The following is a 12,983-nucleotide window of genomic DNA, read 5'->3' as shown; positions in this document are numbered from 1 at the left end:
CACTCTTTTCTGCCAGGCAAGATATCAATTGCCGGGCTGAATTATCTTTCTGATCAGTTTGATTTTAGATTGCACAAAATGACCGCCTAGATGTTTTATCGCTGAGATGACACCAACAAGGGTACGCAAATTAAATGCCATGATTCCCCATCTCTCACGACGATCAGACATCCAGTCTTGTTTATACGGATCATCGCCGGTCAGATAATCGACTTCATCCACCTGATCGATATCAATTACATGCTGCATGACACGGGCGGTCAGAATCGATCCTATCGAAAATTGTGCGTAACGTTCGTCGTAGGCGAGTTTGTAAATAGATGCTTTGCGATGGTGAACTATCCATATTTGCGCTGCAACAGCTTGTTCATCAATGTAGGCGATACCTAAGCGTAACCATCCTTGACGAGCGCAGCTAGTCACTAGTCCAGGAATAAATTCAGGGAAACTTTCTGCCGTTTTCCAACTGGCCTGATATACCTGCTCATAGGCATTTAATGCTTCAGATAATTCATCTTTATCTTGGATGATCTTGATCGTCAGCTGATGCTGCTTTTGAAGCTGTTTCGTTTTTCTGGTGATGGTATTTTTTAGTTTTGACGGAAGACCGATGAAATAATCTTCGAAAGACCTGCCGTTAACGTTGAGGTACCAGTTACCAAAACAAAAATAAGTTTGTATCGCGATGCCTGCTCGATCTAGTGCTGACTGAATTGCCTCGAAACAAGGATCGCTCGTATCCATAGGATGAAAATTAATCGTATTCCAATGCGGTGTTGCTGTCGTCATTGCGGTGATCAGATCGGGTACGTCAGGTATTACTTCATGGTGCTCACCTGCTGCAAACGGGCGAAAAAGCGAGGTGTAGAAATTCGCCATGGAACACAGGTGACGTACAGGCCATCCGAACATTGTTGAGTCGTTAGCCCACATTGGACAGATGGTGTAGCCAATGCTGCCGTTGCTTGATTTTTTTACCGAATAGATACGTTTCTGATGGTGTTCAGGAGACGCGGTCTTCGCTAAATTATTGAACCAAGTGAGTGTAAGGAAGAAATCTGCGTCGCCCCGGGCAGTGACGGCGTCCGGGTTGGACTGGATAAACTCATCAAAGCCGTTATGAACGGAGACGTTTTTCATGAAAATGTTCTCTTCATGAAGGCAAGCGAGATAGCCGATGCCATCTCAGTATATGATTATTCGACATATTTTCTGAGATGGTTAATAGAGGATTTTAAGCTTGTAAATTCGCTTTATACCAATCCATCGCTTCCCTGAGACCCGCATCAACGCTATGTGTTGGCGCATAGCCTAATAAATTTTTAGCCTTAGTAATATCAGCCTGTGAGTGCCTGATATCACCGACACGGAACGGTTCATACTTGGGTTGATGCGTTTGAATATGCGCAAAGCTGCTCATCAATAACTGTTGCATCATTTTGTACAATTGATTCAGACTCGTCGTGTCATTGAGAGCAACGTTATAAATCTGGTTCACCGCCTCGGGATTCTGACTCAACGCAGCTAGTAAGTTTGCTTGTACGACGTTATCGACATAGCAGAAATCGCGCGTGGTCTCGCCATCGCCATTGATGCTCAAGGTGGAGTTTTTGATTAGCGCTGCGATCCACTGCGGAATCACCGCAGCATAGGCACCATTCGGATCCTGTCTGGGACCGAATACATTGAAATACCGTAGTCCTATCGATTCAACTCCATAGCATCGCGCATATACATCGGCGTATAACTCGTTGACATATTTAGTCACGGCGTAAGGTGACAGTGGTTTGCCAATGATGTCTTCGATTTTTGGTAAATCCGGATGATCTCCGTAGGTAGAGCTGGACGCAGCATAAACAAAGCGCTTGACCTTCGCATCACGGGATGCCGTCAACATCGTTAAAAACCCGGTGACATTGTTTTCATTTGCCAGCAGCGGATCTTCAATCGAACGTGGTACCGATCCCAGTGCCGCATGGTGTAAGACATAATCGACGCCTGTGCAGGCTTGCTGGCAATCTGCCAAATGCCGGATATCACCTTGGATAAAGCGAAAGTTTGACCAGGCTGACGGCCCGACAAGTTCTTTTACCTGATCCAGATTGTGTTGATGCCCGGTTGCGAAATTATCGAGACCAACTACTTTTTGATTGAGCTTCAGCAGTGTTTCCAGAAGATTGGAACCAATAAATCCTGCAACGCCCGTAATCAGCCAGGTTGACTGATGGTTCTGTAATTGTTCTTGAATAGCTTGGTAGGTTGCCATGTTTTTGATGCCGGTATATTTTAGAGACGCCAGATGCTGAAGCCCGCATCACGCAAGGCGGCACGGTCAAACTTCGACTTGATATCGACGAAGCAGCCATTCGGAATAGATTTCGCCTGATAGTCGGACAAAGGACGTTGCATTAATTCCTGATGGGAAACGGCTGCAATCGTTACCGTTGCAAGCGGTAATTGTTCCCAGGTTTCTAGCTTCAGGCCATATTCGTGCTGCGCTTCTGCGGCATCTGCCAGCGGATCGTGAATATGCACATCAACGCCATACGATTGCAGTTCAAAAATCATATCGGCAACCTTAGAGTTACGCAGATCGGGACAATTTTCTTTAAAGGTTAAGCCTAATACGTTGACAATACAGCCTTTAACATGATGACCGGATTTGATGATTTCTTTGACGACCTTTTCTGCAATAAATTTAGCCATCCCATCGTTGATACGACGTCCTGCCAAAATGACTTGCGGGTGATAGCCCAGCATGTCCGCTTTATGTGTCAGGTAATAAGGATCGACGCCGATGCAATGTCCGCCGACCAAGCCGGGACGGAAATTCAGGAAATTCCATTTGGTGCCAGCTGCCTCCAGAACTTCCAGCGTATCAATGCCGATCATGTCAAAAATAATCGACAACTCATTCATCAAGGCGATATTTAAATCGCGCTGGGTATTTTCGATAACTTTTGCCGCCTCTGCGACTTTGATGCTGGTCGCACGATGCACGCCGGCACGAACGATGCGTTCATACAGTTTTGCGACTTTATCCAGCGTATCTGCATCGTCGCCGGAGACGATTTTTAAAATCGTTGTCAGGGTATGTTCTTTGTCGCCCGGATTAATCCGTTCCGGGGAAAAACCGACGTGGAAATCTTCTTTCCATTTTAGTCCTGAATGCTTCTCTAGGACGGGAATGCAAACTTCTTCTGTTGCGCCCGGATAGACGGTCGACTCATAGACAACGATCGTTCCTTTTTTCAAATGCTTGCCTACTGTTTCGCTGGCACCGATCAAAGGACCAAAATCCGGATTATGTGCCAGATCAACGGGAGTCGGTACTGCGATCACGATATAGTTTGCTTGTGATAATTCGGCAGGATCAGTGCTCACACTTAATTGTGTGGACGCACGCAATTCTTCTGTCGAGAGTTCACCGGTTGGATCGATAAATTGCTTGTAGCTCGCAACCTTGCTCGCTGACAGATCGAAGCCGATGGTTTGCATTTTTTTGCCAAATTCTACGGCTAAAGGCAATCCAACATAACCCAAGCCAACGACGCCAACTATATCCATAAGATTTCCATTTTGATAATGATATTCAGACAATATAACAGATACTCAGAAAAGCCACAATATCGATGCTCCGGTTTTGCCTAAGTCCTTGCTTTATATTAATAATTTTTAATGACAGCAATGTTTCCAGTGAGAATTTTTTATTCTAAATTTGGATGCGTTTGCCTTTTTTAAACTTACTTTTTAATTCTTGCGTTTGAGCAAATCATTGACGTAATTAACGGGAATTGCGTACGAAATTCCGCTGGGATTCGTAATGGCGGTTTCTTTCAGACCTTTAATAAATACCATATTGATGACGCCAATGACGACTCCTGTTTCCGGTTCGTATACAGGGCTGCCGCTATTGCCCGGATAGGCTGTTGCATCGAGTTGAAATACTGAATAAGCAGCCTTCCTAAGCTGAGCAATCACTTTGGGATCTAAGCGACGGGAGTCTTGTGCCGGCCTGGCAACAGGGGTAATGGATGACACAATGCCGCGGTGTGTTGCGTGATGAAAACCTAGTGCAGCACCAAGAGGAAAGCCAGTAAATGCAATTTGCTGACCTTCAGATACCGTATCGGGATTGCCTAGCATGAGTGCAGGCAAAGGCGTACCGGAAATTTTTAAGCGTGCCAGATCATGTTCTTCATCGACAGCAACGACAGTTGCCGGGCGAAATTCTGCGGTATCGTCTTTTCCTGTAAGTATGCCGATGGTTTCATCCGCCTCTAGGCTGCTATTGCCATTGACTACGTGTGCATTGGTAATGACGGTTAAACCGTCTCCAACGATAAATCCCGTACCACTAAAGCTGACGGCGGGACTGCGTGTTTTTTTAAACGTACCAATGGCAACAACAGAGGGCTTAACAGCTTTGACCGTATTGATGAAGTCCTGGGCATGGCAGTCACTTGTTGCAAAAAAAATAGACAGAACGAGGGATAGGCAGATATGGCGGGAGATATTTTTCATGGCGATGATGTTGAGAAAATCTACCAGTTGGAAGAGTCTTCACCGTAGCGGATTCGTAATAAAAACGCAATGCAATTTCAACTTCTGTGGCGCTTTATTTACATGTGAACGAGATGCAGTATCAGGATCGCAGGCGTAAAAAAAGCGACCAGAGGCCGCTTTTTTCAGAGATCAGAAAACTTATACTTTTGAGCGACGACGAATCATCAGCAACATACCCAGACCGAGTCCCAGAATAGCAATGCTGCCTGGTTCTGGAACGATTTGGATCGCTCCACCAGTTGCGGCTACCAGGTAGTCAGTGTAGCTGGCCAACAAGATACCACCGAAGTAAGTACCGAAAGATCCTTTGACCTGACCTTGGAAATTACCGCTGAAAGTGTTATTCGCAACCAGAATGTATTCACCCGTATTTGGGTCAATGACAAACGACGGTCCGCCGGAATCACCACCACCAATGCCTGATTCTTTGTCGTTAGGCAGGACTGGTGAGCATACGCCATATTGTGTGCAGAAGGTGTCTTGCAGAACACCTTTAGCGTTCACACCGTCAAAGTCAGCATAGTACACTTCGTTCGCGCCGCCAAAACCTTGCTCATCATCACCGTCAAACAAGTCAACATAGTTTTCACCGCTACGTTTTTTTGAGAAGCTAGGTGACACGGTGTAGCCGTTAATGCCATCGCCCGATGTGCCATAGCCTGCCATCACGATATGTGTGCCAGATGTGACTGGATTGGAACTGACGCGGTAGATTTTTGCGCTGGCAGGTGCATCTGTGGACAAGGTGATTACTGAGATATCATCGTTCACGCAGAATGAATTAACGCCTGCCGGGCAGTTACCAAAGCCTGCGTAGTTGGAGTTCATTGAGACAGCAGATGCAGTGATCAACGCGTTCACATTACCATTGCTGTTGAATACCACGCGAACGTCATTACCTGGTTTGTTAATGTCGATGATATGACCATTGCCGTCGGTATCAACGCAGTGGCCGGCAGATACGACCGAGCGTTTGCCAACCAATGCACCGGAGCAAATGAAGGATTGTCCGTCGTAACGGATATTGATACTGACAACGCCAGAGAATGGTGAGTTAGGCGTGTTGGCATCAACGTGCGCAGCAGGTGAATCAGGCAATGCGCCTGAGGTAATGGTTGGAGTAACGATACCTCCGACGATTGGAGATGCTTGTGTCTGACCTGCGAAAAATGCACTCGCGATTAGAGTCACTCCCACTACTTTATTAAAAAGATTGTTCTGACGTAACATTGCCTCTCCTTGAGATTGGTCGTTCTATATGGTCGATATTTAAGACTAGCTTGTTATCTGTGTTATTTGCGTTGTTCGCGAAAATGCTTAATGCAAAAACAATGCCATACATGAAAATATGTTTTCTTTCAGGCACTTATGTTTTTTTATAGAAAAAAATGTAAAGGAATGTAAAATTTTCCGACACATTTTGAGCTGAGCTTGCCGGTGCTACGGCTGATCTCGGAAATGACGCGAGTAGTGGGGTAAATTGATATTATTAATATAATTAATTTAGCAGATATCAGGATCACGCATCTGCAAAGAGCCGCGTAACAAGTCGGATGCCAGTTGTTCAAATGCCTGTACTTGCTGCTGTTTTAGCTTGAGGCGCAGCTCGACGGTGTCAGCATAGTTGGCGCTGACTATACTGATCTGATGCTGCTCGCATAAACGGCGCAGACTGGATTCATCGGCGAACTGAAGATGGAAAATGCGTTCGCAATATGATTCGACTTGTTGTAGTTCGGCAGTTTTAAACGCGTCTGAAATTGCCTGCCCGTAAGCGCGGGTCAGTCCGCCAGCGCCTAACTTGGTGCCGCCCCAATAACGTATGACGACAGCCAGTATGTTATGGAGTTGTTTGTGAACGAGAACGTTGTAGATCGGTCTGGCCGCAGTGCCGGATGGCTCTCCGTCATCGTCTAGCCCGGAATCTCCGTCACAAATCAATGCCCAGCACACATGTACGGCATTCGGGTGCGTGGCGCGGATATTGAGAAGTAAGGAGCGTGCTTCAGCACGTGTGGTAACGGGATAAAGTTGTCCGAGAAAACGGCTTTTTTTAATTTCTATTTCAGCCGTAGCCAGCGAGACTAATTGGTACATCGATTCGATGCTTTCATCCTGCGAGATTTACGGAAAAACATTCAGCCCGCTGGAATACATTGGCGTAAATCTCGCTCCAAAATTATTGGATAACGAAATTTTCAAAAAAAATATCGGTTACGCCATCATGCTCTTTGACGTCCAGCGCTTTATTGACGGCATTACGTAATTCCTCTATCAGCTCGCGTTTTCCTTCACCTGTTTGTAAAGGTGCCGGTTCTTTGCTGCTCAGGCCAAGCAAAATAAAATGCCGGACGACAGGCATATACACCTTGATTTTTTCCCCTATCTCCGCGTTTGCTAATTGCAGCGTCAGGCTGACTTGCAGATAGCGTTCCGAGGTCGATAAATTGACGGTGAAGGGTTCTAGCTTGGTGGTTGCGCTGCCGCCGGATGCACTGGCTTCCTTGCCGCCGGAATTGGCTGATGCCATTCCCGTGAGCAGCAGTGACGCACAAAAAACACAAAATAAAACAGCTTGGTGAAAGGCGTTATTTTTTTTCATGATCGACTGCCGCAAAGGTGAGTTGAGTGAAACAGGGCGATGAAGTGGAATCAGGTTGTCAAAGGCTTGTAACGAATGCGTTTTGGCTTGGCACCTTCTTCGCCCAGACGTTTTTTCTTATCTGCTTCATATTCCTGGTAGTTGCCGTCGAAGAAGCTGACTTGTGAATTGCCTTCAAACGCCAGAATATGCGTCGCAATCCGGTCAAGGAACCACCGATCATGCGAGATCACCATGACGCTGCCGGCGAATTCGAGCAAGGCATCTTCCAATGCGCGCAGGGTTTCTACGTCCAGATCATTCGACGGTTCATCGAGCAGCAAGACGTTACCGCCCTGCAGCAAGGTTTTCGCCAGATGCAGGCGGCCGCGTTCACCACCAGACAAGTTGCCGACGATTTTTTGCTGATCGCCGCCTTTGAAATTGAAACGGCCAAGATAGGCGCGTGACGGCATTTCAAAACGACCGACGCTCAAAATATCAGCGCCATTCGCGACGTCTTCGAATACCGTTTTGGTATTGCCCAAATCTTCGCGTGACTGATCGACCAGAGAAATTTTCGCTGTCTGGCCTAGCACGACTTCGCCGCTGTCCGGTTGTTCCAGACCTTTAATCATTTTAAACAGCGTCGATTTACCCGCGCCGTTCGGGCCAATAATACCGACGATGGCGCCAGGCGGGATCTTGAAGCTGAGGTTATCGATCAGCAGGCGATCACCAAAGGCTTTCGATACGTTTTTAAACTCGATGACTTCATTACCCAGACGCTCGGCGACGGGGATAAAAATCTCTTGTGTCTCGTTCCGTTTTTGGTACTCGTGCTCGCTCATTTCGTTGAAGCGAGCCAGACGTGCCTTGCTCTTGGCCTGACGGGCTTTCGGGTTTTGGCGTGACCATTCCAACTCTTTTTGCAGGGCTTTTTGACGCGCGGATTCCGTCGCTTCCTCTTGCTTCAGGCGGGCTTGTTTTTGATCAAGCCAGGAAGAGTAGTTACCTTTCCACGGTATACCAGCACCGCGATCGAGTTCCAAAATCCATTCTGCAGCGTTATCCAGGAAGTAGCGATCATGGGTAATTGCGACTACGGTGCCCGGAAAGCGCAACAGGAACTGTTCCAGCCAATCGACGGATTCTGCATCCAGATGGTTGGTTGGTTCATCGAGCAACAACATATCGGGTTTGGACAACAATAGTTTGCACAAGGCGACACGGCGTTTTTCACCGCCGGACAACACGCCGATTTTGGCATCCCAAGGCGGCAGGCGTAATGCATCGGCTGCCATCTCTAATTGCAGTTCAACGTTGTCGCCTGCGGACGTGGAGATGATGGCTTCGAGTCGTGCCTGCTCGTTCGCGAGGGCATCGAAGTCGGCGTCCGGCTCGGCGTAGGCTGCATAGACTTGTTCTAACTTCGCTTTGGCTTCGAATACTTCACCCAAGGCGGATTCTACGGCTTCGCGTACCGTTTGCTCCGGGTCGAGTTGTGGTTCTTGCGGCAGGTAACCAATATTCAGATTCGGCATCGGTACCGCTTCGCCCTGAATATCTTTGTCGATACCTGCCATGATTTTTAGCAGCGAGGACTTGCCGGAGCCGTTCAGACCCAGTACGCCGATTTTGGCGCCAGGGAAAAACGAGAGGGAAATATCTTTCAGAATCTGGCGCTTGGGCGGCACGATTTTGCCGACGCGATTCATGGTGTAGACGTAATTGGCCATTTTTTGAATTTTTTAGTGGTTGAGGTCGATGCCCGCAAGGATACCTCAATGCCGCAGTGAAGACGAGTAAAGAGACGAAATTTGTGCTGCGCACCAATCTTGATTTAGCTCAAATTGCCTGATGTAGCGCGGCACTACACTTGCCTCATCACTGTTGAAAACAAAAGGAAATTAAAATGAAAAAAATCGCTACTACATTGTCTCTGCTCTCTTTTGCGCTGCTCGGCCTGGCGTCGAATCAGGCAATGGCACAACAAAGTCCATGGGAAATCCGTGCCCGCGTGGTGAATATTAGTCCGGCAAATGGCTCTGATCCTGTCGGCGGTGCCGGCGCTGCGGATCGTCTGACTGTCAGCAGTAAAACGATTCCAGAAGTCGACTTCACGTATTTTTTCACGCCAAACTGGTCTGCCGAGCTGATCCTGACGTATCCGCAAAAACATGATGTGATGCTGGATGGTGTCAAAATCGGCACGTTCAAGCATTTGCCACCAACATTGACGGCTCAGTACCATTTTGCACCCGAAGCACAGATCAGTCCTTACCTCGGTGCCGGTGTGAATTACACGCGTATTTCTGACGTCTCATTGCTGAATGGCGCTGCTGACCTGGATCAACATAGCTATGGTCTGGCGCTGCAAGCAGGGGTGGATTTTAAGCTGGATAAAAACTGGTCCTTGAACTTTGATGTGAAAAAAGTACAAATCCGCAGCGATGTGACGATCGGTGGCGTGAAGGCCAGTGCGGTTAAGGTGGATCCATGGCTGGTTGGCGTCGGCGTTGGATATCGCTTCTAAGCGTTGACGAAATCATCACCACTGACGATATAGAAAAAGCCGCTCACGTCGATTGAGCGGCTTTTTTTATCGCCCTGAGAGGTATTAGGAATTATTAGGAATTATTAAAAGTTATTGGGAATATTGGAAATATGGGGAGTATTTTTTAATCACACCGTAAATAAAGCGGATAAAGTACTGTTTGTGGCCATACTAGTACCCAGTATTAGGTTTTGGCAACTGGGCAGGTTTTCTTGGAATAGGTACGAAGTCAAATTGAAATTTCAACGGTGCTGACTGATTGTTGATGGTGACGGTCTGGCTCAGGGGCGGCTTGATGCTGCCCATGTTCGGGTGCCAGGCTTTGATCTCGTACTGTCCGTCGGGCAAATTCTCTATTTTTGCCACACCGCTGGCATCTGTCTTCGCAAAGTAAGGTGTTTCCAGCACCAGCACATAGGCGCGCATCCAGTTGTGCAGCAGGCAGTAAACCACGACGATACCCGCTTTATCAAACAACACTGGCGGCGGCGTCACCCCTTTTTCATAGGTTTTGATTTCAAACTCTTTGGAGGGGGAAAACGACTTTACGTGATGTTCCATCTTGTCGTAGTTCGGGAACTTGACCTGCGAACCCACACGGATCGGCATGACATACGGTGTAAATTGCATATCGCTTTGCGCAACAATCGCGGCTTCGGTCTTCGCCGTCGCAGGCATCGGCGCGCCTATGGGCGTCGCATACACCACGACGTCCGACATGACGGCGCTGTTTTTATCAATCGCCAGACCAAACACGGTTGCTGACCAGGCCGGAGAGATCGATCCTAGACTACCTAATACGCATAGCAGCAAGCCTGTTTTAGAGAGCCTGAGCCAGGAGTTGCGGTGGTGTGAAAGCATGATGGGTCCGGTAAGTGAGATGAGTGAAGGGAGCGTCGCATTCGCTAGCTTGCAGTGAAGGCGACTCGCCCTCCAATGTACACCAATTATTTACTGACGATAGGTCGCTGCATCGGTGCAAGTTTCGCCACGAGTTTATTCGATACAGATGAAGGAATATTATTTTTCTCCATGGCGATTTGCAGGTCTTCGGCGAGTGCATTGAATTGCGCGTTGGTGACGTTCATACCTTTATGCGCTTCAGCCATATTCTTGCCGCTGTATTTGCATGGGCCGCCGCTGACTTCGCAGAACTGCTCTGTCAACATGAGTGCCAGGCGTTCCATGTCGGTATCTTTGAAGGCGGCGTTAATGCGTGTGTCAGCTAAGACAATCGGTAAAAAATCACCGACAATTTTACTGATACCGGTTTTTCCACCGAGGTCTTGATAGACTGCGTCCGGTGCCGTCTGAGCAACAGCACTGGTGCTGATGCAGACACAGGCGGCGAGTAGGGAGAGAAGATATTGGCTACGACGGATAAAATGAGTGCGCATGATCATGTCTTTCTAAATAAGAGTGTGGATTCAGCTTGACGAGCGGGTACACATCATCAAGCTGCATACGTGAAATCAGAAGCCTGCTTGCAGCGACAAATACCAACCGCGTTGATTGGTCGGATTAAATACAGTGATGTCGCCCAGCGTCGCATAAGCCGCAGTGATCGATAGATTCTTTGTCGGGAAATACGCGACAAAAACGTCGTAGTAATCTTTTTCATTATCGACGCCAAGATTGCGTGGCTTCATACGGTATTCAGCACCGATTGCCAGCTTGCGATTCAGCAGATAGGCAGCAGAACCTTCCAGCATCGGCTCATATTTGTTTTTCTTATCGCCACCAAAACCAAGGATCCCCATTTGATTTGCCTTGGTCATGCGCAGGGTGCCGTTGATCAGCAGACTTTGTTCCAGATAAATTTTGGTTGCTGATGCATAGTAATCCACCCCGCGGTCATCGTTGGCGCCGAGTTGCTTGACGTTGGTCACTCCCAGGGCTCCCAATCCGCCGATACCATTATTGCGCTTGATCATGGCACCGACCGCGATTTGTGGCATCCAGCTGTCTTGCTCATAGACCGCATCACCCAAGACTTTGACTTTGACACCGACAATATCCTGTTGAATATTGAGCGCATTCAAGGGAGCTAGACTGCCAGTGAATTCTTGTTTCGCGATAGATAACTCCACTCTATCGGCGATACCGATAGCAACGCCGTAGGTCTTTAAGCCGTAATCTTGCGTTTTCACCTGAGTGTAGTGCACGTTAGCACCGTAACTATCGCGTGAACCGTAACCGGAAATCAGCGCCCAAGGCGTCAAGCCGCCACCGCCCGCACCTTCTAGCTGGCTGACGCCGCCGGTGGCGGTCAGTTTGCCCATATCCGGTGTCAGGTCTTGCGCGCCAGCAAATTGGCACAGCAACAGGCTGCTACTGAGCATGAGAGTTGGTAAAAGTGGTTGTCTGAGAAGCATCTTGATTTCCTCGTTAGGTTATAAGTCAGTGCAACGCACATATGGCGTCCCCTAAATACATACGTGGCCGTGCAGAAATCGGATTCAACGAATTTAAAAAAATAATACAATCAGGAGAAACCAGTAAAAACGGTTGAGAAGAACAGCTGAGAAGAGCGCTTGATAAAAGCGGTTTAAAAAAACGGCGGAAGACAATAGCTGAAAAAAAGAGAGCAACCCTGTAGCGCAGAAAATCAATAAGACCCTACCAAGATCACAGCGAATAGACCTCATCTATTTCTGCGGATGAAAGGCGTTGTATGTCGGCCATCATTACTATAAAACGTTACATTTTCGGCGTCACGATATCCCGTTTCATCGGTGCTAATTTAGCAATTAGTTTATTCTGTGTTGACGTGGGAATCTGATGTTTGTCCATGGCGATTTGTAAATCTTCTGCTAAGGCGTTGAACTGGCTTGCCGTGATGCCCAGTTTGTCGTGTACCAGTTTCATATCATCACCGGTATATTTGCACGGGCCGCCAGAAAGGACGCAGAATTGTTCTTTGAGTAACTGACTGAGGCGCTTGATGTTGGTCTCTTTGAATGAGTCTTTGATGCGCGCATCAGCCAGGACCAGCACAATCAGATCATCGACAATCAGGCCGATACCCGCCTGATTGCCCAGGGCCTGATATAAAGCGCTGGCGTCAGGGTTTGCCTGTGCGTGGCTCGCGGGGGCGGCAACCAGTAAGGGCAGACTGATGAACAGGGCGGCTAGTGGTTGATACAAAGCGGTATGTCGCATAACCTGATCCGTGTTAATTGAAGTGATGTTACTAAGACCGGTACGATGCCAGCGATGTTAGTGTTTGGTCTTGTTTTTTGCAGTAGTGACCAATAGTGACGGCGTCATCGTTTGTTC

General features: G+C 47.8%; 13 protein-coding genes. 1 reads left to right on the top strand and 12 read right to left on the bottom strand.

Annotated features, from left to right (window positions below; all coding sequences use genetic code 11):
• Positions 1-24: 24 nt before the first annotated feature.
• The 8 genes from ACO0K3_RS10405 to ettA all read right to left on the bottom strand — a co-directional run bounded on the left by ACO0K3_RS10405 (position 25) and on the right by ettA (position 8,886).
• Positions 25-1,140, bottom strand: a complete 1,116-nt coding sequence (locus ACO0K3_RS10405; protein WP_422984320.1) for a GNAT family N-acetyltransferase — start codon at positions 1,138-1,140, stop codon at positions 25-27.
• A 94-nt stretch (positions 1,141-1,234) separates the two neighbouring features.
• A complete protein-coding gene (locus ACO0K3_RS10400; protein ID WP_422984318.1) occupies positions 1,235-2,266 on the bottom strand; it encodes an SDR family oxidoreductase in 1,032 nt (343 codons plus the stop codon).
• A gap of 20 nt (positions 2,267-2,286) precedes the next feature.
• Positions 2,287-3,567 (bottom strand): nucleotide sugar dehydrogenase, encoded by a 1,281-nt coding sequence (locus ACO0K3_RS10395; protein WP_422959107.1) that lies wholly within the window; start codon positions 3,565-3,567, stop codon positions 2,287-2,289.
• Between the two features lie 183 nt (positions 3,568-3,750).
• Positions 3,751-4,524 (bottom strand): S1 family peptidase, encoded by a 774-nt coding sequence (locus tag ACO0K3_RS10390; protein WP_422984316.1) that lies wholly within the window; start codon positions 4,522-4,524, stop codon positions 3,751-3,753.
• Between the two features lie 180 nt (positions 4,525-4,704).
• Positions 4,705-5,796 carry a trypsin-like serine protease gene (locus ACO0K3_RS10385; protein ID WP_422984314.1) on the bottom strand — a complete coding sequence of 364 codons (1,092 nt, stop codon included), beginning with the start codon at positions 5,794-5,796 and terminating at the stop codon, positions 4,705-4,707.
• A gap of 273 nt (positions 5,797-6,069) precedes the next feature.
• Positions 6,070-6,663: an IMPACT family protein gene (locus tag ACO0K3_RS10380; RefSeq protein WP_422984312.1), complete on the bottom strand. Its 594-nt coding sequence runs from the start codon at positions 6,661-6,663 to the stop codon at positions 6,070-6,072.
• 82 nt (positions 6,664-6,745) lie between these two features.
• The gene (locus ACO0K3_RS10375) at positions 6,746-7,168 is read right to left on the bottom strand and encodes a flagellar basal body-associated FliL family protein (protein ID WP_422984310.1); all 423 of its coding nucleotides are present in this window, start codon (positions 7,166-7,168) and stop codon (positions 6,746-6,748) included.
• 50 nt (positions 7,169-7,218) lie between these two features.
• On the bottom strand, positions 7,219-8,886 hold the full coding sequence (ettA, locus tag ACO0K3_RS10370) for an energy-dependent translational throttle protein EttA (protein WP_422959112.1): 1,668 nt from the start codon (positions 8,884-8,886) through the stop codon (positions 7,219-7,221).
• A 176-nt stretch (positions 8,887-9,062) separates the two neighbouring features.
• Here ettA and ACO0K3_RS10365 point away from each other — a divergent pair, with 176 nt between their 5' ends.
• Positions 9,063-9,683 carry an OmpW/AlkL family protein gene (locus tag ACO0K3_RS10365; protein ID WP_422984308.1) on the top strand — a complete coding sequence of 207 codons (621 nt, stop codon included), beginning with the start codon at positions 9,063-9,065 and terminating at the stop codon, positions 9,681-9,683.
• A 192-nt stretch (positions 9,684-9,875) separates the two neighbouring features.
• On the opposite strand, the gene ACO0K3_RS10360 is transcribed toward ACO0K3_RS10365, so the two are convergent.
• The 4 genes from ACO0K3_RS10360 to ACO0K3_RS10345 all read right to left on the bottom strand — a co-directional run bounded on the left by ACO0K3_RS10360 (position 9,876) and on the right by ACO0K3_RS10345 (position 12,866).
• On the bottom strand, positions 9,876-10,565 hold the full coding sequence (locus ACO0K3_RS10360; RefSeq protein ID WP_422984306.1) for a methylamine utilization protein: 690 nt from the start codon (positions 10,563-10,565) through the stop codon (positions 9,876-9,878).
• An 86-nt stretch (positions 10,566-10,651) separates the two neighbouring features.
• Entirely contained in the window at positions 10,652-11,101 is a 450-nt protein-coding gene (locus ACO0K3_RS10355; protein ID WP_422959115.1) for a group I truncated hemoglobin, read from the bottom strand.
• 75 nt (positions 11,102-11,176) lie between these two features.
• Positions 11,177-12,046, bottom strand: coding sequence for a DUF3034 family protein (locus tag ACO0K3_RS10350; RefSeq protein WP_422984827.1), 870 nt, complete (start codon positions 12,044-12,046; stop codon positions 11,177-11,179).
• 358 nt (positions 12,047-12,404) lie between these two features.
• Positions 12,405-12,866 carry a group I truncated hemoglobin gene (locus tag ACO0K3_RS10345; protein ID WP_422984304.1) on the bottom strand — a complete coding sequence of 154 codons (462 nt, stop codon included), beginning with the start codon at positions 12,864-12,866 and terminating at the stop codon, positions 12,405-12,407.
• Positions 12,867-12,983: the final 117 nt, after the last annotated feature.

Origin of the sequence: Undibacterium sp. Rencai35W (genome assembly GCF_049340185.1) — a bacterium.
In the GTDB taxonomy this organism is placed as follows: Bacteria; Pseudomonadota; Gammaproteobacteria; order Burkholderiales; family Burkholderiaceae_D; genus Undibacterium.
This window is presented reverse-complemented; position numbering and strand designations above follow the sequence as displayed.

Bases quoted from the DNA above. Each gene is read 5' to 3' on its own strand.
- ACO0K3_RS10405 (WP_422984320.1), bottom strand. From the start codon at position 1,140: ATGAAAAACGTCTCCGTTCATAACGGCTTTGATGAGTTTATCCAGTCC.
- ACO0K3_RS10375 (WP_422984310.1), bottom strand. From the start codon at position 7,168: ATGAAAAAAAATAACGCCTTTCACCAAGCTGTTTTATTTTGTGTTTTT.
- ACO0K3_RS10385 (WP_422984314.1), bottom strand. From the start codon at position 5,796: ATGTTACGTCAGAACAATCTTTTTAATAAAGTAGTGGGAGTGACTCTA.
- ACO0K3_RS10355 (WP_422959115.1), bottom strand. From the start codon at position 11,101: ATGCGCACTCATTTTATCCGTCGTAGCCAATATCTTCTCTCCCTACTC.
- ACO0K3_RS10380 (WP_422984312.1), bottom strand. From the start codon at position 6,663: ATGTACCAATTAGTCTCGCTGGCTACGGCTGAAATAGAAATTAAAAAA.
- ACO0K3_RS10390 (WP_422984316.1), bottom strand. From the start codon at position 4,524: ATGAAAAATATCTCCCGCCATATCTGCCTATCCCTCGTTCTGTCTATT.
- ACO0K3_RS10395 (WP_422959107.1), bottom strand. From the start codon at position 3,567: ATGGATATAGTTGGCGTCGTTGGCTTGGGTTATGTTGGATTGCCTTTA.
- ACO0K3_RS10350 (WP_422984827.1), bottom strand. From the start codon at position 12,046: ATGCTCAGTAGCAGCCTGTTGCTGTGCCAATTTGCTGGCGCGCAAGAC.
- ACO0K3_RS10400 (WP_422984318.1), bottom strand. From the start codon at position 2,266: ATGGCAACCTACCAAGCTATTCAAGAACAATTACAGAACCATCAGTCA.
- ACO0K3_RS10345 (WP_422984304.1), bottom strand. From the start codon at position 12,866: ATGCGACATACCGCTTTGTATCAACCACTAGCCGCCCTGTTCATCAGT.
- ettA (WP_422959112.1), bottom strand. From the start codon at position 8,886: ATGGCCAATTACGTCTACACCATGAATCGCGTCGGCAAAATCGTGCCG.
- ACO0K3_RS10365 (WP_422984308.1), top strand. From the start codon at position 9,063: ATGAAAAAAATCGCTACTACATTGTCTCTGCTCTCTTTTGCGCTGCTC.
- ACO0K3_RS10360 (WP_422984306.1), bottom strand. From the start codon at position 10,565: ATGCTTTCACACCACCGCAACTCCTGGCTCAGGCTCTCTAAAACAGGC.